The sequence below is a fragment of the Rhodobacter sp. 24-YEA-8 genome (assembly GCF_900105075.1).
GTDB lineage: Bacteria > Pseudomonadota > Alphaproteobacteria > Rhodobacterales > Rhodobacteraceae > Pseudogemmobacter.
In genome coordinates, this window is record NZ_FNSK01000001.1 from 2,888,604 (window position 1) to 2,908,604 (window position 20,001).

Annotated in this window: 20 protein-coding genes and 1 riboswitch; of the genes, 3 read left to right on the plus strand and 17 right to left on the minus strand. The window is 66.7% G+C overall.

Annotated elements, in window-relative coordinates; all coding sequences use genetic code 11:
- Positions 1 to 40: 40 nt before the first annotated feature.
- From sseA to dapA, 5 genes are all read right to left on the minus strand, one after another.
- Entirely contained in the window at positions 41 to 916 is an 876-nt protein-coding gene (gene sseA, locus BLW25_RS14025; RefSeq protein WP_092900036.1) for a 3-mercaptopyruvate sulfurtransferase, read from the minus strand.
- A 252-nt stretch (positions 917 to 1,168) separates the two neighbouring features.
- On the minus strand, positions 1,169 to 1,471 hold the full coding sequence (locus BLW25_RS14030; protein ID WP_092900038.1) for a hypothetical protein: 303 nt from the start codon (positions 1,469 to 1,471) through the stop codon (positions 1,169 to 1,171).
- 159 nt (positions 1,472 to 1,630) lie between these two features.
- Positions 1,631 to 2,113: an SsrA-binding protein SmpB gene (gene smpB, locus BLW25_RS14035; RefSeq protein ID WP_092900040.1), complete on the minus strand. Its 483-nt coding sequence runs from the start codon at positions 2,111 to 2,113 to the stop codon at positions 1,631 to 1,633.
- A 67-nt stretch (positions 2,114 to 2,180) separates the two neighbouring features.
- Positions 2,181 to 3,062 (minus strand): DMT family transporter, encoded by an 882-nt coding sequence (locus BLW25_RS14040; RefSeq protein ID WP_216279366.1) that lies wholly within the window; start codon positions 3,060 to 3,062, stop codon positions 2,181 to 2,183.
- A gap of 60 nt (positions 3,063 to 3,122) precedes the next feature.
- On the minus strand, positions 3,123 to 3,998 hold the full coding sequence (gene dapA / locus BLW25_RS14045) for a 4-hydroxy-tetrahydrodipicolinate synthase (protein ID WP_092900042.1): 876 nt from the start codon (positions 3,996 to 3,998) through the stop codon (positions 3,123 to 3,125).
- Positions 3,999 to 4,241: 243 nt separating this feature from the next.
- Here dapA and BLW25_RS14050 point away from each other — a divergent pair, with 243 nt between their 5' ends.
- The gene (locus BLW25_RS14050; RefSeq protein ID WP_092900044.1) at positions 4,242 to 6,203 is read left to right on the plus strand and encodes a lytic transglycosylase domain-containing protein; all 1,962 of its coding nucleotides are present in this window, start codon (positions 4,242 to 4,244) and stop codon (positions 6,201 to 6,203) included.
- 137 nt (positions 6,204 to 6,340) lie between these two features.
- Positions 6,341 to 7,099 (plus strand): precorrin-6A synthase (deacetylating), encoded by a 759-nt coding sequence (cobF, locus tag BLW25_RS14055; protein ID WP_092900046.1) that lies wholly within the window; start codon positions 6,341 to 6,343, stop codon positions 7,097 to 7,099.
- A gap of 17 nt (positions 7,100 to 7,116) precedes the next feature.
- On the opposite strand, the gene BLW25_RS14060 is transcribed toward cobF, so the two are convergent.
- From BLW25_RS14060 to cbiE, 7 genes are all read right to left on the minus strand, one after another.
- Positions 7,117 to 7,914 carry a CbtA family protein gene (locus BLW25_RS14060; RefSeq protein WP_092900047.1) on the minus strand — a complete coding sequence of 266 codons (798 nt, stop codon included), beginning with the start codon at positions 7,912 to 7,914 and terminating at the stop codon, positions 7,117 to 7,119.
- Position 7,915: 1 nt separating this feature from the next.
- Positions 7,916 to 8,086 (minus strand): CbtB domain-containing protein, encoded by a 171-nt coding sequence (locus tag BLW25_RS14065; RefSeq protein ID WP_092900049.1) that lies wholly within the window; start codon positions 8,084 to 8,086, stop codon positions 7,916 to 7,918.
- A 31-nt stretch (positions 8,087 to 8,117) separates the two neighbouring features.
- Positions 8,118 to 8,305: riboswitch (cobalamin riboswitch) on the minus strand.
- Positions 8,306 to 8,352: 47 nt separating this feature from the next.
- Positions 8,353 to 9,072, minus strand: coding sequence for a uroporphyrinogen-III C-methyltransferase (cobA, locus tag BLW25_RS14070; RefSeq protein ID WP_092900051.1), 720 nt, complete (start codon positions 9,070 to 9,072; stop codon positions 8,353 to 8,355).
- Positions 9,069 to 10,364 (minus strand): cobyrinic acid a,c-diamide synthase CobB, encoded by a 1,296-nt coding sequence (locus tag BLW25_RS14075; RefSeq protein WP_092900053.1) that lies wholly within the window; start codon positions 10,362 to 10,364, stop codon positions 9,069 to 9,071. Before BLW25_RS14075 ends, cobA begins: the two co-directional genes overlap by 4 nt.
- Positions 10,361 to 11,134: a precorrin-4 C(11)-methyltransferase gene (gene cobM / locus BLW25_RS14080; protein ID WP_092900055.1), complete on the minus strand. Its 774-nt coding sequence runs from the start codon at positions 11,132 to 11,134 to the stop codon at positions 10,361 to 10,363. Before cobM ends, BLW25_RS14075 begins: the two co-directional genes overlap by 4 nt.
- On the minus strand, positions 11,131 to 11,565 hold the full coding sequence (locus BLW25_RS14085) for a cobalamin biosynthesis protein (RefSeq protein WP_253188462.1): 435 nt from the start codon (positions 11,563 to 11,565) through the stop codon (positions 11,131 to 11,133). The genes cobM and BLW25_RS14085 overlap by 4 nt, the downstream gene beginning before the upstream one ends.
- Positions 11,547 to 12,728, minus strand: coding sequence for a precorrin-6y C5,15-methyltransferase (decarboxylating) subunit CbiE (gene cbiE / locus BLW25_RS14090; protein WP_092900059.1), 1,182 nt, complete (start codon positions 12,726 to 12,728; stop codon positions 11,547 to 11,549). Before cbiE ends, BLW25_RS14085 begins: the two co-directional genes overlap by 19 nt.
- On the opposite strand from cbiE, the gene BLW25_RS14095 reads away from it, so the two are divergent.
- Positions 12,727 to 13,473 (plus strand): cobalt-precorrin-6A reductase, encoded by a 747-nt coding sequence (locus BLW25_RS14095; protein ID WP_092900061.1) that lies wholly within the window; start codon positions 12,727 to 12,729, stop codon positions 13,471 to 13,473. The genes cbiE and BLW25_RS14095 overlap by 2 nt on opposite strands.
- Here the strand turns inward: BLW25_RS14095 and cobJ are convergent.
- From cobJ to cobN, 5 genes are read right to left on the minus strand one after another with little or no spacing between them, the layout of a single operon-like run.
- A complete protein-coding gene (gene cobJ / locus BLW25_RS14100) occupies positions 13,452 to 14,243 on the minus strand; it encodes a precorrin-3B C(17)-methyltransferase (protein ID WP_092900063.1) in 792 nt (263 codons plus the stop codon). The genes BLW25_RS14095 and cobJ overlap by 22 nt on opposite strands.
- Positions 14,240 to 14,947, minus strand: coding sequence for a precorrin-2 C(20)-methyltransferase (cobI, locus tag BLW25_RS14105; protein ID WP_092900065.1), 708 nt, complete (start codon positions 14,945 to 14,947; stop codon positions 14,240 to 14,242). Before cobI ends, cobJ begins: the two co-directional genes overlap by 4 nt.
- 2 nt (positions 14,948 to 14,949) lie before the next feature.
- The gene (locus BLW25_RS14110) at positions 14,950 to 15,579 is read right to left on the minus strand and encodes a precorrin-8X methylmutase (protein ID WP_092902107.1); all 630 of its coding nucleotides are present in this window, start codon (positions 15,577 to 15,579) and stop codon (positions 14,950 to 14,952) included.
- Positions 15,563 to 16,681, minus strand: a complete 1,119-nt coding sequence (locus tag BLW25_RS14115; protein WP_092900067.1) for a hypothetical protein — start codon at positions 16,679 to 16,681, stop codon at positions 15,563 to 15,565. Before BLW25_RS14115 ends, BLW25_RS14110 begins: the two co-directional genes overlap by 17 nt.
- Positions 16,678 to 20,001, minus strand: coding sequence for a cobaltochelatase subunit CobN (cobN, locus tag BLW25_RS14120; protein ID WP_092900069.1), 3,324 nt, complete (start codon positions 19,999 to 20,001; stop codon positions 16,678 to 16,680). Before cobN ends, BLW25_RS14115 begins: the two co-directional genes overlap by 4 nt.

Consider the following 20,001-nt stretch of genomic DNA (forward strand, 5'->3'; position numbering starts at 1 on the left):
CAGTCCCTGGCCCCATTGCGCCCGTTCCGGCGGCCTTGCCTTATGCAGCTGGGCCCGTCTCGACCGGCAAATCCTCATACATGCCCCATTCGGCCCAGGAGCCGTCATAGAGCGACCAGTTGCGATGCCCGATCCGCTCCAGCGCGAGCGCCAGGATCGCCGCCGACACGCCCGAGCCGCAACTGGTGATCACCGGCTGCGCCAGGTCTATCCCCGCCTCCTGAAAGATCATCCGCAGCACGGCGGGGTCTTTCATGGTGCCATCCTGGTTCAGCAGATTACCCCAGGGCAGATTGCGCGACCCGGGAATGTGACCTGCGCGCAGACCGGGGCGCGGCTCCGGCGCCTCGCCGGCAAAGCGCGCGGGCGCACGGGCATCAACCACCACGGCCTGTTTCAGTTTCGCGGCATGGGCGACCTGGGTCACGTCTTTCACCAGGTGGTTCTGACGCTGCGTGGTCATATGACGATCGCGGATCACCGGAGGCAGATCCTCGGTCTCGCGCCCTTCCGCCTGCCATTTCGGCAGGCCGCCATCCAGCACGGCGACATCGTTTTTGCCCATCAGGCGGAAGGTCCACCAGATCCGCGGCGCCGAAAAGATACCGGTCGAATCGTAGATCACCACCTGATGCCCGTCGCCGACACCCATTGCCCGCATCCGGGACATGAATTTCTCGACCGGTGGCACCATATGCGGCAGGTTCGAGCGGTGATCCGAAATTTCCTCAAGGTCGAAGAACCGTGCGCCCGGGATATGGGCCGCCTCATATTCCGCGCGCGCATCGCGCTCAGACGGGGGCAGGAACCAGCTTGCATCAAGCAACCGCAGATCCGGGTCTTTCAGATGGCTGGCAAGCCAGTCTGTCGAGACGAGGGTATGTGGGTCATCCTTCGGGGCGGGGGTCAGCGACATGGCGGCCTCAGGTCAAAGGGAGCGGATCAACAGGCGGACCAAAAGCGGTCAGTTTCCTATAGCCCGCCTGTATGTGCGTGCAACCCCGCACTGCCCTGTGCCGGGCAGAGCGGGCGATCTTTGCCCCGAAATTTGCCACCGGATTTGCGCTGAAATCGGAAATCCCGCCCGAAGCTGCTTCGGGCGGGATGATCTGAGACAGGAAGCTTCGCAAGATCAGGCGCTCTGTCAGCGCCGCCCGGCAATTCCGGCTTACTTCACCAGTGCTTTTTTGATTGCGCCGACAATGGCCACGAGGATACCGCCGCCGGCGCCACCGCCGACCACGCTCTGGATGATCGACGAGATGTCGAGCCCGGAAGACGTCGCGGCTGCCGCGGCCTCGCCTGCACCGCCAAGGCCCAGCAGGGACAGGATCTGCCCGCCGCCGACGCCGCCCAGAAGACCGATCACAGAATTCAGGATCGGACCCATGTTGAGGTTTTTCAACGCAGATCCGGCCGCGTTGCCGCCGATAAGGCCGGCCACGAGCTGGATGATAAGTGACATATCCATGATGACTATCCCCACAAAGGGCCGGTGTGTTCCGGCCTCACACCCGGACCATGGCGTAAACTTGCTCTCCGGGCAGGGGGAAGAGTGCCTGATCCTTCCCATTCTGGCAAATGTTGTGTGCAAGCGGCAGCCGGCAACAAGATCAGCCGCTCTGCAGGATCAGTTTTGATAACCCTGTTTCATGATCCGCGCCTTCTGGCGGTCCCAGTCGCGTTTGGCACTGGTATCGCGCTTGTCGGCATTGTTCTTGCCCTTGGCCACACCGAGCGCGATCTTCACCATGCCACGCTCGTTGAAATACATCCGCAAGGGCACGATGGTCATCCCCTCGCGCCTGGTCGCATTCCAGAGCCGTGACAGTTCTTTCTTTGACACCAGCAGCTTGCGGCGGCGGCGCTCGTCATGGCTGTCCCAGGCATTGGACTGTTTGTAAGGCGCAATATAGCCATTGATCAGCCAGAGCTCGCCGCCCTCGACCGAGGCATAGCTGTCGGCGATGTTCGACCCGCCGATCCGCAGGCTTTTGACCTCGGAGCCCTGGAGGACGATCCCGGCCTCGAGGTCGCTTTCGATATGATATTCGAACCGCGCCCTGCGGTTGTCAGCGATGAGTTTGGAATTGGGATCGTGTTTCTTCTGCATGATCGGGCAGAGATAGGGGATGGCGGGCCCTGAGTAAAGAAGCGCACCCCTCTCCGGCGCGCGCTTTTCATACCGCTGTGGCGCCTTTGCGTGCGCGGATCAGGGTATATAGCCCGCTCGCAACAATAATGGCACTGCCAAGCAGGGTCAGATGGTCGGGCCGCTCGGCAAGGAAGATCACCGCAAGAAGCATCGCAAAGACGAGGCGGGTATAGCGGAAGGGCGTTACGGCCGAGACCTCGCCCGTGCGCATGGCGGCGGTCAGCGCGTTATATCCCAGAAGTCCGAAAAACGTGGCGCCAAAGATCAGGCCGGCTCCGGTCCGGTCGGGCCAATGGGCGCCGCCGGTGTAAGACAGGACGATCAGCCCGGCGATTCCGAGCATCGAAAAACCAAGGATCCCGAGCTGCCGGTTCGACATGGTTTTCGGCGCGGCGCGGGTGGCGAGATCGCGCCCGGCAAAGCCCGCCATGCCCGCCACTGCGAGGAGCGACATCGCCGAGAAGCCGTCCAGCCCGGGCCTGAGCACGATCATCACACCAAGAAATCCGACCGCAACCGCCGACCAGCGCCGCCAGCCAACCTTTTCACCAAAGATTAGCGCCGCGCCGGCGAGCACCACCAGCGGCGTCGCCTGAAGAATGGCGACCGTGGTGGGCATGGAGGTCAGTGCAATGGCGAGACTGTAGAAAAGCCGCCCCGCGATCTCGAATCCTGACCGCACCAGCATTGCGGAAGACAGAAAAACCCGCGGAAAGACGGATTCACGCGCGGCGCGTGCCATGAGCGCGAAGACCATGGCGCCGCCAAAGCCCATGACCGCCATGACCTGGCCGACCGGCACATGGGCAGAGGCCTTGCGGATAAAGAGATCCTCGACCGCAAAGCCCGCCATGGCCAGCGTCATCAGGGCCGCGCCCCGCAGGTTTGGCGTGATGCCCTCGGTCATCCCGCGCGCCCCCGGAGTTTTTTGAAAACTCCGGGCCGGTTCCTGTGCAGGAACCGGGCGCTAGTTGAGAAGGCCGGCATGGGTCATGGCCGCGCGGATCTTTGCTTTCGTATCATCGCTCAGCCCGACCAGCGGCAACCGGACCTCTTCGCTGCACCGCCCCAGCAGAGAGAGTGCATATTTCGCGCCGACAAGACCCGGCTCGATGAACAGCGCCTCATGCAGCGGGAAAAGCCGGTCCTGGTAGTCAAGCGCCGTGCGGAAGTCACCGCGCAGCGTGGCCGCCTGGAATTCGGCACAGAGCTTCGGCGCCACATTGGCCGTGACCGAAATCGCGCCGCAGCCGCCATGGGCGTTGAAGGCCAGCGCGGTATCGTCATTGCCGGACAGCTGGATGAAATCTGCGCCGCAGGTCTCGCGCTGCTGGCTGACCTTGCCGATATTGCCGGTCGCGTCTTTCACGCCGACGATTCGCGGCAGCTTAGCCAGCTCGCCCATCGTCGCGGGCGACATGTCGATCACCGAACGACCCGGAATATTATAGATGATGATCGGCAGAGTGCTGGCCTCATGCAGGGCCTTGTAATGCGCGATCAGACCGGCCTGGTTCGGCTTGTTGTAATAAGGTGTCACGACCAGAGCGGCATCGGCACCGACGCGCTCGGCATGGCGGATCAGCCGGATGCCCTCGACCGTGCTGTTCGAGCCCGCGCCCGCGATCACCGGCACCCGGCCGGCCGCGAATGTCACCACGGCCTCGACCACGGCCTCGTGCTCTTCATGGCTCAGCGTCGGGCTTTCGCCAGTGGTGCCGACGGGAACCAGCCCGGTCGAGCCCTCGGCGATCTGCCAGTCGACAAGTTTCTTGAGCATGTCCATATCCACGGCGCCGTCCTTGAACGGCGTAACCAAAGCGGGAATCGACCCCTGGATCATGGCACGCGTCTCCTCATCTGGGGGCCCTTTTCGCCCCTGGCTGCAACGGACTTTCCTTACCCTTGCAATTGCGCCTTGCCAAGCACTGCATGAGGGCGCCGGCAGGACAGGCTCTGCGACAGATCCGGGGCCGGGACGGCGCCCTTTCTGGCAGGTGGTTTCCGACATGCGCCCCTGGTGCCGGGCCGCTGCTGACAGGAACGTGCCTTGTGGCGATCCGGCCTCTTTGGCAGACTCCGCCCCATGACCTTTCTCATCCGCCGCCTCCGCATCCTGACCCTGGTTCTCCCGGCTCTGCTCTCTCCGGCCCTGATCATCCCGCCTTTGTTCCTTCCGACAGCGGCGCGCGCCGATCAGGTGCAGGAGATGCGCAGCGCGCTTGAATTGGTGCGCAAGAAAGACTGGCCCGGGGCTCTCGCGGCCTCTCAGGACGGCCTGGTGCGGGACTTTGTCATCTGGAGCCAGCTGCGCGACGGCGATGGCCGGCTGGGCGATTACGAGGCCTTCCTAGCGCGGCGCGGCGACTGGCCGGGTCTTGCCCTCCTGCGGCAAAAGGGCGAGGAGGCGGTGGCCAGATCCGAGACGCCATCGCGGGTGGCCGGGTATTTCCGCGCCGCGCCACCCCGCAGCGGCACCGGCGCCGTGGCCCTTGTGCGCGCGTATAAGGCGCTTGGCCAGATCGGCCTGGCCGAAACCGAAGCGATGCGGGCCTGGGCAGAGCTTTCGCTCACCGCCGACCAGGAGGCCGAACTGCAGGTCCTGATGCCCGATGCCGTGGCGATGGTGAATGATCTGCGGCTGGAAAACCTGCTCTGGGAGGGGCGGCGTGCCGAGGCACTCCGGATGCTGCCACGGGTGCCGGAGGCAAAGCGCAAACTCGCCGAGGCGCGGCTTGCCTTGCGCGCCGGTCAGCCAGGGGTCGACGGGCTGGTTGCGGCGGTGCCCGACGCGCTGAAATCCGACCCTGGCCTCAGCTATGAGCGGTTCTTGTGGCGGATGAAGCGGGATCTCTATGCGGAATCGGCAGAGCTGATCCTGTCGGTCGCACCGGAAAATCTTGGCCGCCCCGAGGAATGGGCGCCGCGGCGCGCGCTGCTCGCGCGCTGGCTGATGCGCCAGGGGCGTGCGCAGGATGCTTACCGGGTGGCGGCACGGCATGGGATGACAGCGGGCGGCGCTTACGCCGATCTGGAATTTCTGGCGGGCTTTATCGCGCTGAGAAAGCTCAATGACCCCGAGACCGCGCTGAAACATTTCGCGCATCTGCGGGCCGGAGTTTCCACCGCGATCTCGGTCTCGCGTGCCGATTACTGGCAGGGCCGCGCCGATGAGGCCGCCGGGCGGGCCGAAAGCGCAAAGGCGCATTTCCAGCGCGCAGCACAGCATCAGACCGCCTATTACGGGCTTTTATCGGCGGAAAAACTCGGGCTGTCGCTGGATCCTCAGCTTTTGAACGATGCTCCGGCATCGGGCTGGCGCCAATCGTCTTTTGCCGGGTCTTCGGTTCTGGCGATGGGGCGGCTTATGCTCTCGGCCGGAAACCGGGTCGAGGGCAAGCGGTTTCTCCTGCATCTTGCCGAAGGGCAGGACGCAAGGGGCATCGCCCAGCTTGCCGAGATGGCGCTGGAGATGGGCCAGCCGCATATCGCGCTGGTGCTGGCGAAACAGGCGGCAGAGCGGGGCGCGATCCTGCCCCGCACCTATTACCCGGTGCCGGACCTCGTGCCGGACGGGCTGCATGTCAGCCGCGCGCTGGCCCTCGCCATTGCGCGGCGCGAAAGCGAATTCGAGCCGATGGCGCGTTCAGGCGCCGATGCGCGCGGGCTGATGCAGGTTCTGCCCGAGACCGCCGCGCGGATGGCCAAGGGGCTGGGCCTGGAATATTCGCTCTCGAGGCTTTATGACCCGGGGTTCAACACCCAGGTGGGTTCGGCCTATCTGGCGAAGATGGTTGAGGAATTCGGACCTTCGATTGCGCTGATCGCCTCGGGCTATAATGCCGGGCCCGGGCGGCCGCGCCGCTGGATCGGCGAGCTTGGCGACCCGCGCCTGCCCGAGGTGGATGTGGTCGACTGGGTCGAGATGATCCCGATCGGCGAGACCAGAACCTATGTGATGCGGGTGGTCGAAGGCGTGGTGATCTACCGCGCGAAACTGCGCGGGACGGTGGGTCCCGTCCGGGTGACGGCAGAGCTGAAGGGCTGAGGGCGGGTTTCTGGCTGGCGTATTTTGACTAGGAGAAACGGAGCAGCGGCTTTGCTGTCCGTCGCATGATATGCGCGATGGGTTTTCTTCCGGTCCACAACCTGATTTCTGGGCCGTGAAAGCAGCAGGGGGCAGCGATGGAACTGGTTCTGATCGGCATTGGTACCGGCAATCCGGACCATCTCACCTTGCAGGCCGTGAAGGCGCTGAATGCGGCTGATCTGATCCTGATCCCCGAGAAGGGTGAAGACAAAGCCGATCTTGCCGATCTGCGCCGCCAGATCTGCGAGGATCTCGTGACGCGGCCCGGGGTGATCGTCGCGGGCTTTGCCATGCCGGTGCGGGATCCGGCCAATCCCTCTTACCTTGCGCGGGTGAATGACTGGCATGATGCGATTGCCGGCGCATGGGCGGCGGCGATTGACGCGCATCCTGGCGTAAAGCGGGTGGCGCTGATGGTCTGGGGCGATCCCGCGCTTTACGACAGTACCCTGCGGATTGCCGCACGGCTGGGCAGGCTGCGCGAAGTCTCGGTCTCGGTGGTGCCGGGGATCATGTCACCGCAGGTGCTGGCCGCTGCGCATCGCATTCCGCTCAACGGGCTTGGCGCGCCGTTTCTGGTGACGACAGGGCGGCGGCTGCGCGAAGAAGGCTGGCCCGAAGGCGTCAACCGGCTGGTGGTGATGCTGGATGGCGGCTGTGCCTTTCAGGATCTGGCGCCCGAAGGCATCTCGATCTGGTGGGGCGCCTTTGTCGGCATGGCGAATGAGATCACCGAAGCCGGCCCCCTGGCCGAGGCGGGGCCGCGTATCCTCGCCCGGCGCGAAGCGGCGCGGACCGAGCACGGCTGGCTCATGGATATCTATATTCTGGACCGGACATCCCCGGCGGCATAAGCCGCCGGGAAGCTGGTTTATGCCTCGCGGCCACGGCTCCAGAGCGCGGCTGCGAAAAGGCCGAGCAGCGTCCAGACCGCAAGACCGACCCCGATGGCGCGGCCGGCGAATTGCGCAGCCAGTTCGGGCGGCGTCGGGCCGGTGAACTCATGCGGATGCGGCGCGCCGACGATATGGGGCGCGAGGATCAGCAGGATCGCCGCCGCCCAGACCACCCAGTTCCGACCGAAGGCGATGAGCCAGAGACCGATGGCGGTCGCAATCACTGTCGCCACCCACCAGATCGCGCGGGCGTTGACATCGGCCGCGGCCATGCCCGGAAGCTCGGGCGAGAGGCCGAAAGCCGGCGCCATCTGCACCGCGACAAAGCCCGCGATCCCCCAGAGAAGGCCCTGGCGTGCGGTGACCCGGTTGCCATTATTCTCAGACAGGGCCATCGCCGCGACCAGCAGCAGCCCGTAGCCGGCATAGACCATAATCGAGAACAGGATCGACAACCCGTCACGGGCTGCGTCAAAACCGATACCGGGGATCTCTGCCGCCTCGCCATGGTCATGCGCGGCTTCGGACCCATGATCATGGCCCGCTTCTGCCGCAGGCGCGGCCTGAGGCTCTGTCTGCGGCTCTGTGGTTTCCGACGCCGGTTCTTCACCGTGATGATGGTCTGAGGCCGCCGCGAAATGAGTGCGCTCGCCGCCCTCATAAAGCTCGGCATGAAGCAGCACGGGCTGCACGAAAACAAGCTGCAACAGGGCGGCAATCAGCCCCGCTGCAGCGCCAGCGATCAACGCGCTGGTCAGCAGTCTTTGCAACATATCAGTGGCAGGGGAATCCGACCGCGTGACGCACATCATGGGCGGCGTCATGCAGGGTTTCCGACTGGGCGAGGCCAGCGACGAAGATCAGCGCAGCACCCAAAAGCGCCACGACGAGGATATTCGCCAGTTTGACATCAGCCTTCGCGCCTGAGCGGGCAATGGTGGACATATGAGTTACTCCTTGCCGTCATCCCCGACGGCGGTTCCATCAGTGCGAAGGTCGGTCTCCTGACTTGCAGGTCACAGCCTCTGCCCTCCTTCCCATGGATTGCTCCACAGTGGTTAACGGGGTCGGCTCGCTGCGCACAGTCGCGGGGGCGGTCGGGTCGGGGAATCCCCCGCCCTGTTCCCATGCCGGTCGCCCGGCACCTTCACAATATCGAGAGTGACAGGCGCATGACGCCCGGTCAAGTCGCGCGCGCCACTTCGCACCCGTCAGGTCGCCAGCGCACCATAAAGGATAAGAGTCGGTGCCGGGTCGGGGGCCGCCCCCTCCAGACGCGCGGCCAGACCCGCGACGGTATCGCGGCGAAAGGCCTGCGCCGGGGTCGAGACGCCTTGGGCCATCAGCGCGGGCGTCTCGGGCGGCAACCCGGCAGCGACCAGCTTTGCCGCCAGCTGCGGAAATGTCGCCCGCGCCATGAAGACCGAGGTGACAGCCTGCGGATCGGCCAGTGCTGCCCAATTAAGACTTTCGGGCAGCGCCCCTGTCACGTCATGGCCGGTGACGAATTGCACCCGGCGCGCATTGACCCGCCGCGTGAGCGGGATCCCCGCCGCCGCCGCCGCCGCCGAAGGCGCGGTGACGCCGGGCACGATCTCATAGCCGATCCCGGCCTCGCGCAAAGCTGTGATCTCTTCTTCAAGCCGCCCGAACATACCGGAATCGCCGGATTTCAGCCGCACCACCTTCAGGCCCGAACGCGCATGATCGACCAGGAGCCGGCTGACATGATCCTGGCGCGGCGAGGCGCGCCCCGCCCGCTTGCCGACCGAAATCAGATCCGCCTCCGGCGCCGCCAGATCAAGGATCGGCCCGGCAGAGAGGTCGTCATAAAGCACCACATCCGCCGCTTGCAGCCGTTTGACCGCGCGCAGGGTCAGCAGATCGGGATCGCCCGGGCCAGAGGAGACAAAGCTGACGATCTCGCTCATGTGGCGGCTCCGATCAGGTGGAAGAAGGTGCCGGTGACAAGGCCTTTGCGCGATCCGGTTTCGGGGACCGGCGCGCTTTCGGCATCAGTCACGCGGGCAAGGGGCGCATCGGGCTGGGCGAGAATGGTCGAATAATGGAACTCATGCCCGCGCAGCCTCGCACCCGCCACATGGCCCGGGATCGGCGCGGAAAGCGCGGCCAGCCGGTAGCCCAGATGCATCCTGCGCTTTTCATACGAGGTCACAAGACCGAGGAGCCCGGCCATCTGATGCCGGGTGCCGGATGCATCGACCAGCGCCTCGCCCAGAACCATATAGCCGCCGCATTCGCCATGCACCGGCTTTGCCGCCGCGAAATTCCTGAGGCCCGCAAGAAAAGCTGATGCCGCCGCGATCCGGCCCGCATGCAGTTCGGGATAGCCGCCGGGCAGCCAGCAAAGATCGGCTTCCGGCGGCGCTTCATCGGCCAGGGGCGAAAATGGCAGAATCTCGGCCCCCTGCGCGTGCCAGGCATCCAGCAGATGCGGATAGGTGAAAGAAAACGCCTCATCCCGCGCCAGCGCAATGCGCTGGCCGGGCGGTTTCGGCAGCTCTCCCGCCGGGGTGCTCACGCCGCCCGCCGCCGCCGCGCGCAGGGCCGCAAGATCGGTATGTTCGCGCAAAAAACTCGCATAGTCACTGATGGCGCGTTCAAGATCGGGGTGCTCGACCGCCTGAACCAGACCCAGATGCCGCTCTGGCAGGGTCAGGTCGCCGCGCCTGGGCAGCGCGCCGAAAACCGGCAGCCCGACCGCCTCCATCCCCAGCCGGCAGAGCCGTTCATGCCGGGGCGAGGCCACACGGTTCAGGATCACGCCCGCGATTTTCACGTCCTTGCGATAGGCCGCCATCCCGGCCGCCATCGCCGCGACCGTCTGCGCCGCCCCCGAGACATCCAGCACCACCACGACCGGCCAGCCGGTCAGCGCCGCGATATCGGCACTGGCGCCGGTTCCGGTCTCGCCCGCGAATGCCACGCCGTCGAAGAGCCCCATCGAGCCCTCGGCCAGCGCCAGCGCGCCGCCCCGCGCCAGCTGCGCCCCGATCAGCCCGGGCGCCATCGCCCAGCTGTCGAGATTGAAGCTCGACCGTCCCGAAGCCGCGAGGTGAAAGGCCGGGTCGATGTAATCGGGCCCGCATTTATAGGGCTGCACCGCCACGCCGTCATCGCGCAATGCGCGCAAAAGACCCAGCATCACCGTCGTCTTGCCCGCGCCGGAGCGCGGGGCGGATATGATCAGCCCTTTGGTCACAGCTTCACCGCATCGGCCCGGCCCGCACGGAAACGGCGGTCATAATCGGTGGAATACAGGCTCGATTCGATGAACCCTTCCTGCCCTAAAGACGGGCCAACGAGGATCAGCGCCGTGCGCTCCATCGTGTCGCCGATCAGTCCGGCGATGGTTGCGAGTGTGCCGCGCACCACCCGCTCATCCGGCCAGGAGGCGCGCCAGACCACGGCCACCGGGCAATCGGCCCCGTAATGCGGGGTGAGTTCCGCCGTGGTTTCCCCGAGCCGGTGGATCGAGAGGTGAATGGCCAAAGTCGCGCCGGTGGCGGCGAAGGATTCAAGCTTTTCACGTTCGGGCATAGCGGAGGCGCGGCCAGGGGTGCGGGTCAGAACGAGGCTCTGGGCAAGGCCCGGCAGCGTCAGCTCCATCCCCAAAGTCGCGGCGGCAGCTGCGAAAGAGGGCACGCCCGGCGTCACATCATAGGGGATGCCCTCGGCCTTCAGGCGGCGGATCTGTTCACCCATCGCCGACCAGACCGAGAGATCGCCGGAATGCAGCCTTGCGACATCAAGGCCTGCCTCATGTGCGGCACGGATTTCGGCGATGATCGCGTCCAGATCCAGCGGCGCGGTATTGACGATCTTCGCGCCGGGCGGGCAATGCGACAGCACGGCCTCGGGGATCAGCGAACCGGCATAAAGACAGACAGGCGAGGCCGCGATCAGGTCACGCCCGCGCAGCGTCAGCAGGTCGGGCGCGCCGGGGCCGGCGCCGATGAAATGGACGGTCATGGGGCGGCTCCTTGCTGCGGGTCTTTGGGCTGCGGCAGGTCTTTTTGGGCGATAGCAGCCGTTGCCCTGCCATCTGCCGAGATCACACGCGGCGCGGTGAGGCAGGCACCGGGGCCAAGGGCGGCCAGTGCGCAGGCCTCTGACACCGACCCAGTACCATGCGCCGCGCGCGAGGCGGCACTGTCGGTCAGGGTTGCCGGCGCGGTCAATGCGGCAGCGGTGACCGGGTGCAGATGATAGCCCAGCCGCGACAATTGCCGGGCGGCATGGTGGCGCGCCTTGACTGCCGGCAGCGCGATATGGCGCAGATCAGCGGCGCCGGCACGTTCCAGCGCATCAAGAATCGATTCGACCTGGGCGGTTTCGCGAAAACCGATGCCGGCGATGCGCGACGGAGGCATTAGGGGCGGGATCATCGCGTCACGCACCATTGCACCACCGGATAGCTGGATTTCCAGCCGCGCCGGCGCCCGAGCGGCACGGCCTCGGCCAGCTCAAAGCGCAGAAGCTGGCCGCCTCTGGCGCCATGCCAGGCCGCGAGCAACGCCTCGGTCTCAAGCGTCACGCCATGCGCCACGACCCGCACCCCCTGCGGCAGGCAGGCCCAGAGCGCGTTCAGAAGGTTGTCATCGGCCCCACCGCCGATAAACACCGCATCCGGACGCGGCAGCGCGGGCAACACATCCAGCGCCCGCCCCTCGCGGATCTCAAGCCGGTCGGTGCCAAGCCGCATGGCATTGCCGCGCGCACGGCCTGCGCGGGAGGCATCCGCCTCGACGCCGATCGCCCGCATGGCGGGATGCGACAGCAGCCATTCGATCGCGACTGACCCCGACCCGGTGCCAATATCCCAGAGCAGTTCGCCCGCGCGCGGCGCGAGCGCTGACAAAGCCAGCGCGCGGATCGGGCGTTTGGTGATCTGGCCATCATGTTCAAAAAGATCATCGGCGCGCCCGGTGGCAAGCGTCGCCGCCCGGCCCACGCCCCGGATCTCCAATGCGGCGACGACAAGATCCTCTGTCACCGCCCCGTCGAAGTCACCGGCAGTGGTGGCGATCACGCGCTCTTCCGGCCCGCCGAGATGGGTGAAAAACGTCACCAGGCTTGCAGAAAACCCGGTTTCTACAAGGTAAGCCGCCAGCGCAGCCGGGGCCTTGCCATCGCGAAGCGTCACGATCAGCCGCGCACCAGGCGCCAGACCGGGACGCAGCCGGGATAACGGTGCTGCATGAAGCCCGTGGCAGCTGACCTCTTCCAGCCGCCAGCCCTTGCGGGCGGCAACCAGCGCAAAGACCGAAGGCGCAGGAAGGGCGCGCCACTCGCCCGGCGCCAGTTCCCGCGCCAGACTGCCGCCGGCGCCGAACCAGAACGGATCGCCCGAGGCCAGAACCGCAACCCGCTGCCCGCGCAAAGCCAGAACCGGCGCCAGCGCGAAAGGCACCGGCCAGGGCCGCTTGTCAGGATGCTCGATCATCGCCAGATGACGCGGCCCCCCGAACACGACATTCGCGGCCGCCAGCGCCTGACGGCTTGCATCCGGCAGGCCGGACGCGCCATCTTCGCCAATACCGATGATGGAAAGCCATTCAGCCATGACCCCGAACCTTCTCATTCTTGGCGGCACAACCGAGGCGAGCCAGCTCGCCCGCCTGGTCGCGGAACGCGGGATCAGGGCCACGCTGTCCTATGCTGGCCGGACAGAAACCCCGCGCGCCCAGCCCGTCGCGGTCAGAACCGGCGGGTTCGGCGGTGCCGAAGGGCTTGCCGCCTGGATGCGCCAGCACCAGGTCACGCATCTGATCGACGCCACGCATCCTTTTGCCGCACAGATGAGCCAGAACGCCCATGCGGCGGCGGCCCTGACCGGCACGCCTCTGATCCGGCTGATGCGCCCGGCCTGGACGCCTGCGCCCGGTGACGACTGGACCGGCCTCGCCGATCTCGAAACCGCCGCCATGCGGCTCGGGGCGGCACCGCGCCGGGTGTTTCTCGCCATCGGCCGGCTGCATCTCGCGGTCTTTGCCGGCCAGCCGCAGCATGACTATCTCCTGCGCCTTGTCGATCCGCCCGAGGCACCGCTGCCCTTGCCGCGCGTCACGGTTGAAATCGCGCGCGGCCCCTTTGATCTCGCCAGCGACCTCGCGCTCCTGCGGCGCCACGGCAGCGATCTGATCATCGCAAAAAACTCCGGTGGCCGGGGCGCGGATGCAAAACTCGAGGCCGCACGCGCGCTTGGCCTGCCGGTCTGGCTGATCGACCGCCCCGTTTTGCCGCCTGCGCAAACCGTCTCTGATCCTGCGGAAGTCCTCGCCCGGCTTCATGCCGACCTCGGCGTGTAAACAAACCGTCCGACCCGGCGCGTCAGCGAAGAGCCGACCAGAACCATGGTCCGCATATCGACCATCGCCGGCTGCAGATCGCGCAACTCGACCACGCGCAGTTCTTGTTCCGGGGTCGAAACCGCGCGGGCCAGCACCACCAGCCGCGACGGCTCACAGCCCTCGCGCAGCACTTCGATCACCCGCTCGAACCGTCCCGGTCGGGATTTCGAGCGCGGGTTGTAGAACCCCATCGCGAAATCCCCTTCCACCGCCAGACGCAGCCGTTTCTCGACCAGATCAAAGGGCTTGAGGTTATCCGAAAGATTTATCGCGCAGAAATCATGCCCCAAAGGCGCACCCGCCGCCGCCGCTGCCGCCAGCATGGCGGTGATCCCCGGCAGAACCCGCAGATCCAGCTCGCGCCATACCTCCGGCCCCGTCTCCATCGCCTCGAACAGGGCTGACGCCATGGCAAAGACCCCGGGATCACCCGAAGACACCACCACGACCTGCCGCCCCGCCGCCGCCAGCTCAAAGGCATGGCGCGCGCGCTCCAGTTCCACCCGGTTGTCGGACGGGTGCTTCACCAGACCGTCCCGGTCAGCGACCCGGGCGACATAGGGGATATAGCCAATCACATCCGTGGCCTCGGCCAGAGCCGCCGCCACTTCCGGCGTCACCATAGCCTCTGCACCAGGCCCCAGCCCTGCTACAACGACCCACCCCTTCTTCCCGGCAGCAATACCCCGGGGGAGCGGGGGCGGCGCCCCCGTCTTTGCATCCGTCATGGCCGCCGCCCTTTTCCATGGATGATGGCAATCGAGAAATAGGGCGCTTCTTCGCCCACATCCTGCAATAGCCGCACCCGCTCGGCGGGCATGGTGCCATGTTCCACGAGCCAGGCCTCCGGCAGGCGCCCCGCCGCCGCCAGTACGCGCCGGAGCTTGGCGAGGTTCCGCCCGATCTTCATCACCACCAGCGCATCGGTATCCGCCACCCGCCGCGCAAGTTCCGCTTCGGGCAGGGTCGCGGGCAGCACCGTCAGCACATCATCGCCCCAGGTCACCGGCTGGCCCGTGGCATGCCAGCAGCCGACCATGCCCGGGATCCCCGGCACCACCCCGACCATCCCGGCAGGCAGCCGCGATTGCAGATGCATGAACGAGCCATAGAGAAACGGGTCCCCCTCACACAGCACCACGACATCCTCTTCAGCCGCCGCGAGGCGCGCGGCCCAATGGTCGTAAAACGGCGCCAAAGCCGCATTATAGCCGGGATCCTGCACAGGAATCTCGGTCGTGACCGGATATTCCATCGGCCATTCCTCGGCCCCTGGCGGGATCAGCCCCTCGACCATCCGCCGCGCCTGGCCTTCACGGCCGGGCTTGCGGAAATAGGCAACGATCCGCGCCGAGGTCAGCAGCCGATGCGCCCTGACGCTCATCAGATCCGGATCGCCCGGCCCGAGGCCAATACAGGTGACTTTGGCCATGCTCACTCCTTGCGGCTGGCAAGCGCGTTGACCGCCGCCACCGTGATCGCCGAACCGCCAAGCCGGCCATCCACTACACACCAGGGCAGCGGGTTGTCTTCTGCCAGCGCCGCTTTTGATTCCGCCGCACCGATAAAGCCGACCGGACAGCCGATGATCGCCGCCGGGCGCGGGAAATCCGGATCCTGCAACAGGTTCAGCAGATGGAACAAAGCAGTCGGCGCATTGCCGATCGCCACCACCGCGCCCGCAAGATACGGCCGCCACAGTTCCACCGCCGCCGCCGAGCGCGTATTGCCGATCTTTGCCGCCAGACCAGGCACCGATGGGTCCTGGAGGGTGCAGATCACCTCATTCCCTGCCGGAAGACGCGCGCGGGTGATACCCTCGCTGACCATTTTCGCGTCACAGAGGATCGGCGCGCCCGCCTCAAGCGCCGCGCGGGCCGCAATCGCGAAGCCCGGCGCAAAGCGGATATAAGGCGCCAGTTCAACCATGCCGCTGGCATGGATCATGCGGACCGCGACCACCTCTTCCTCGGGGGTAAAGCGCGCCAGATCAGCCTCGGCGCGGATGGTGGCAAAGCTTGCGAGATAGATCTTCGCGCCGTCGGTTTCATAATGGTGGGTCAAGGCGGCCTCGCAAAATCGCAGGAAGGTCATCAGGGGAAAGCCCGCGCAGGGCGGGACTGGCACTGGCAGCGCCGTCTTCAATCAGATCGAAGCGGCCTTGTCTTGCTGTAAGGGTCAGGCGGGCGGGGCCGGGATGGGCGCAGCCCTTGCCACAGCCCGAAACATGCAACAAGGCGCCCGCCGGCACCAAAGGCGCCAGGCTGCGGGCAAGGTCGCGCACCGGCGCCTCGGCCGAAAGGCAACCGGGCGCACCGGTGCAGGCCGCCACGCGCAAAAGCGGATCATGCGGGTCTGCGATCAGGCCGGGGGCCGACGCTTCTGCAATGCCTTCGAGGATAACCGACCGCCAGGGCGTCAGCCGCAGCGGCGCAATCGCCAGCGCCCTGAGCGTTGTCGCCTGCATCTGGCCAAAGGGCAGCGCGAGGCACAGGCCCGCCGCAGTCATACCCAGACTCAGCGCCGCCCCTGTCAGCGGCAGCTCGGTCGCGTTCAGCGGCGGTCGGGCAGCGAGCCGCGCCATCCGGGTCGCGGAGCCTTGCGCGAGAAACCAGTGCAGCACCTCGATCAGACGCGGAATGGCGCTGTCAGCGGTCACCGGCTCGCCCCGCTCCATGCCCTCGGCGCGCAGGATCAGCCCCTGAGCCGCGCGTTCGATCCTCAGATCCGCCGAAGCCCCCCCGAGGATCGCCGCCGTCCCGGTATCCACCGCGAAGCCGAATTTCGCGGGCAACACCGGGGCGTGCCGCAGCGCGTTTTCCAGGCCTGCGACCAAAGCCAGCGTCTCATCACCGTCGCGGTGGAGGGGCGTCGTCAGGATATTGCGCCGCGCTTCGGCTTCCGCACTGGCATCAAGCAAATCCAGCGAGATCAGCGCCTGATGCAGCGCTGGCAGCGCGGCCTCGGTGACACCGCGCAATTGCAGATGCGCCCGCGAACCAAGATCGATCAGACCATTGCCATGGGTTTCTGCGAGATCGGCCAGCGCCAGCACCTGATCGGGCATCAGCCGCCCGGCATGGGGGCGGATGCGCAGCACAAGGCCGTCGCCGGACATCATCGGCCGCAGCGCACCGGGACACCAACCCTGCACCTGCCCGCTCATGCCACCCCCTCTGACGACATCCTGGCGGCGCGGGAATTGGAGCGGCTTTGCCAGAGGCCCGCTGCTTCCAGGGCGCGGAAGCAATCCTCCATCGCGGCAAGCGCATCCGGATTGGCGGCCTCGAGAAAATCGCGGATCGCCGGGTCACCCAGCGTCGCCTCGCGATACAGGTCGAAGAGATGCGACGGCACAACGCGGGCGAGATGGGCAAAAGCCGCGAGATGTTCCAGCGTCGCAGCGATCTCGGCTGCTCCGCGGAACCCATGCCGCGTCATCGAGGTCAGCCAGACCGGATTGGCGGCGCGGGCGCGGGTGACGCGAGCGATTTCTTCGGTCAGCGCCCGGGCGCGGGGCAGGTCGGGGCGGGTGGCGTCCAGGTGGTAAAGCGCCGGTTTTGCCACGCCAAGCCGCTCCATCGCGGCGGCGAAACCGCCTTCATGGCTGGCGTAATCCATCGCCAGCAAAAGATCGGTTTCCGGCATGTCCTGGCTGTGGAGGAACGCATCCGAAGCGCGGAGCCGCGTTTCAAGCAGATCGCGCGCAGGGGCGCCCTGGGCCGTATGATCCGAAGCCGCAAGCCAGGCCTCTCCCGCCGCCTTGCGGGCGCTTTCGGAATAATCGCCCTCGCGGATCCCGAGCCCATAGCTGCCAGGCGCCGGCGCGAAGACCCGGGCCCCGCGCGGCGCGGTCGTGTAGGGGTTCATATCGGCAGCTTCGTCACGCTCGGCCAGCGCCTCGCAGCCCGCGTCAAAAAGCCGGGCGAGATCGGGAAAGACGTCTCTGAACAGGCCGGATGCGCGGATCGAGACCTCGATCCGGGGGCGGTCCATCAGGGTCAGCGGCACAATCCCAAAACCGGTGACGCGGTCGGAACCTTCGTCCCAGACAGGCTCCAGCCCGGCGAGATGCAGCGCCATGGCAAATTCCTCGCCCGCCGTGCGCATTGTGGCCGAGCCCCAGAGGTTGAGGACAAGGCCACGCGGATAGTCGCCATGATCCTGGAGGTGGCGGCGGACCAGTTCTTCGGCAAGTCTGATGCCCTGGGCATGGGCCGCGCGCGACGGCACAGCGCGCGGATCGGTGCCAAAGAGGTTGCGTCCCGTGGGCAGCACATCGGCGCGGCCCCGCCAGGGCGAGCCGGAAGGTCCGGGCGGCACCGGCTGGCCGTTCAAAGCGGCAATCAGGTTGTCGCGTTCGGAGGTCAGGGAGGCCGGATCGCCTGTGGTCGCTGGCCAGGGGCGCTGCTCCCCGATGCTCTGAAGGGCCGCCCCCGGCACAGGTTCGGACAGATGAAGGGGTGTGCCGCGCGCCCAGATATGCAGGCCTTCACCGAACTGGCTTTCCTTCAGGTCGCAGACAAAACGGTCGATCCGCGGGATCGCCTCGGCGGGGGAAGCGGTTTCCGGAATATCGAGATCCTGTTCGACATTCGCGAGACGCGCCTCGTCGCGGATAGCGGCAATCAGCCGGTCACGGCGGGCAGGGTCGAGACCGTCGGCGGTGGAATATTCATCAAGCAGGCGTTCGAGCCGGGCCAGCGCCGGGGGCATTGCGGCATCCGCCAGCGGCGGGGTCAGATGGCCGAGCGTGACGGCACCAATGCGGCGGCGGGCCTGAGCGGCCTCGCCCGGGTCATTGACGATGAACGGATAAATGACGGGAAGCGGCGCGACCAGCGCCTCGGGCCAGCAGGTATCACAGAGGGCAACCGCCTTGCCCGGCAGCCATTCAAGCGTGCCATGGGCACCGATATGGAGGAGCGCGTCCGTGCCCTGCCGCAGCCAGAGATAGAAGGCGGTATAGGCGTGGCAGGGGATGCGGCCGGTATCGTGATATTCGCCGTCGCGATCGGGGCTGCGGCTGCGTTCGGGTTGCAGGGCGATCAGAAGATTGCCGCGCCTGGTTGCCTGGAACCGGAAGGCACCGGCCTCGATCGCCGGATCTTCTTCGGGGCGGCCATGCGTCTCTGTCAGGGCGGTCCTCAGCGTTTCCGGCAGGGTTGCCAGCGCCTCGCGATAGGCCGGGAGCGGCCAGGCGATGACCTCGGATTGCAGCGCCTGGTCAAGCGGGACACCGGGTTGAATGCTGAAACCGGCGGCGCCGAGATCTTCGGCCATCGCCTCGGCCGAGGCCAGAACGTCGAGGCCCACGGCATGGGCCATGCGCCAGGATTTGCCCGGATAGGTCGAGAGAACCATCGCGATGCGGCGGCTGGCCGGGGGCTCGGCCGCGAGGCGGATCCAGGCTCTGACCTTCGCGACCACGGCCCCGATACGCTCGGGGTCCGGCGCGTGGCTGGTGCGGGAAAATTGCAGATCCGGGTCGCGCGGCGCCTCGTCCTTGAACGAAATCACCCCGGCCGTGATACGGCCATCGACCTCGGGAAGCGCAACATGCATGGCGAGATCGGCGGGGGAAAGGCCGCGCCCGGCCCCTTCCCAGGCGGCGCGGGTGGAGGTCGCGTGGATCACCTGGAAGACCGGCACGCCGGCGGCCTCCAGCGGTGAGCCACTGGCCGCGCGGGCGGAAAAGGCGGTGGCATTGACCAGCGCTTTGGGACCAAGCACCGGGAGGATCTCGCGCAGCCAGCGGGCAGCGGCCTCGTCCTTGAGGCTGGGAAGGAAAGCGCCGTATGCCCGAAAGCCTTCGGCTTCGAACGCCCGGATCAGGGCGTCGATGGCGGCGGTGTCGCCGGCGGCGGCCCAGGCACGGTAGAAAGGGATCAGGACAAGCGGCGCCCCCCCCTGCGGCAGGTCACGGAGCACGCCGGCCGACGGGTGCCAGAAGCCAAAGCCCGGCAGCGATTTCGCGCCGGGCACCGGCCCGGCATAGAGACCCGCCGCAAGCGCGAGCTGCGCAAGCGCGCCCTGGGCCGCGACCGCTCCGCCGGTATCGCACAGCGCGGAGAGGCGCCGCAGCGTGGCCACCGGCAAAGTCGAGGCGGCATCCAGCCCAGGGTCGGGGCGACCATCCGCCGGCAGGAGCGCCAGCGCGATCCCGCGTGATCTGGCCATGTTAGAGACCTGTTCGACGCCGTAGGCCCAGTAATTCACCCCGCCGATCAGCCGGATCAGCACGCCCTTTGCCCCGGTCAGCGTCTGCCCGATCCAGGTATCGACCGACAGCGGATGCGACAGCCGCGACAGGTTCGCCAGCCTGAGCGAGGGCAGCGTCTCGCGCCCCCGCTTCCACCCTGCCGCGAAAGCCCCGAGATCGCTGTCGGAAAACGACATCACCACCAGATCCCCGGGCGTCTGCCCGAGATCCTGCGGCGTGTCGGTCTCTTCCAGACCGTGGCTTTCGCGAAAGAGGACGTGCAT

Bases quoted from the DNA above. Each gene is read 5' to 3' on its own strand.
- cobF (WP_092900046.1), top strand. From the start codon at position 6,341: ATGGAACTGGTTCTGATCGGCATTGGTACCGGCAATCCGGACCATCTC.
- BLW25_RS14050 (WP_092900044.1), top strand. From the start codon at position 4,242: ATGACCTTTCTCATCCGCCGCCTCCGCATCCTGACCCTGGTTCTCCCG.
- BLW25_RS14095 (WP_092900061.1), top strand. From the start codon at position 12,727: ATGACCCCGAACCTTCTCATTCTTGGCGGCACAACCGAGGCGAGCCAG.
- BLW25_RS14040 (WP_216279366.1), bottom strand. From the start codon at position 3,062: ATGACCGAGGGCATCACGCCAAACCTGCGGGGCGCGGCCCTGATGACG.
- cbiE (WP_092900059.1), bottom strand. From the start codon at position 12,728: ATGGCTGAATGGCTTTCCATCATCGGTATTGGCGAAGATGGCGCGTCC.
- BLW25_RS14030 (WP_092900038.1), bottom strand. From the start codon at position 1,471: ATGGATATGTCACTTATCATCCAGCTCGTGGCCGGCCTTATCGGCGGC.
- cobN (WP_092900069.1), bottom strand. From the start codon at position 20,001: ATGCACGTCCTCTTTCGCGAAAGCCACGGTCTGGAAGAGACCGACACG.
- BLW25_RS14065 (WP_092900049.1), bottom strand. From the start codon at position 8,086: ATGTCCACCATTGCCCGCTCAGGCGCGAAGGCTGATGTCAAACTGGCG.
- cobJ (WP_092900063.1), bottom strand. From the start codon at position 14,243: ATGACGGATGCAAAGACGGGGGCGCCGCCCCCGCTCCCCCGGGGTATT.
- smpB (WP_092900040.1), bottom strand. From the start codon at position 2,113: ATGCAGAAGAAACACGATCCCAATTCCAAACTCATCGCTGACAACCGC.
- cobI (WP_092900065.1), bottom strand. From the start codon at position 14,947: ATGGCCAAAGTCACCTGTATTGGCCTCGGGCCGGGCGATCCGGATCTG.
- sseA (WP_092900036.1), bottom strand. From the start codon at position 916: ATGTCGCTGACCCCCGCCCCGAAGGATGACCCACATACCCTCGTCTCG.
- BLW25_RS14060 (WP_092900047.1), bottom strand. From the start codon at position 7,914: ATGTTGCAAAGACTGCTGACCAGCGCGTTGATCGCTGGCGCTGCAGCG.
- cobM (WP_092900055.1), bottom strand. From the start codon at position 11,134: ATGACCGTCCATTTCATCGGCGCCGGCCCCGGCGCGCCCGACCTGCTG.
- dapA (WP_092900042.1), bottom strand. From the start codon at position 3,998: ATGATCCAGGGGTCGATTCCCGCTTTGGTTACGCCGTTCAAGGACGGC.
- cobA (WP_092900051.1), bottom strand. From the start codon at position 9,072: ATGAGCGAGATCGTCAGCTTTGTCTCCTCTGGCCCGGGCGATCCCGAT.
- BLW25_RS14115 (WP_092900067.1), bottom strand. From the start codon at position 16,681: ATGAGCGGGCAGGTGCAGGGTTGGTGTCCCGGTGCGCTGCGGCCGATG.
- BLW25_RS14085 (WP_253188462.1), bottom strand. From the start codon at position 11,565: ATGGTGCGTGACGCGATGATCCCGCCCCTAATGCCTCCGTCGCGCATC.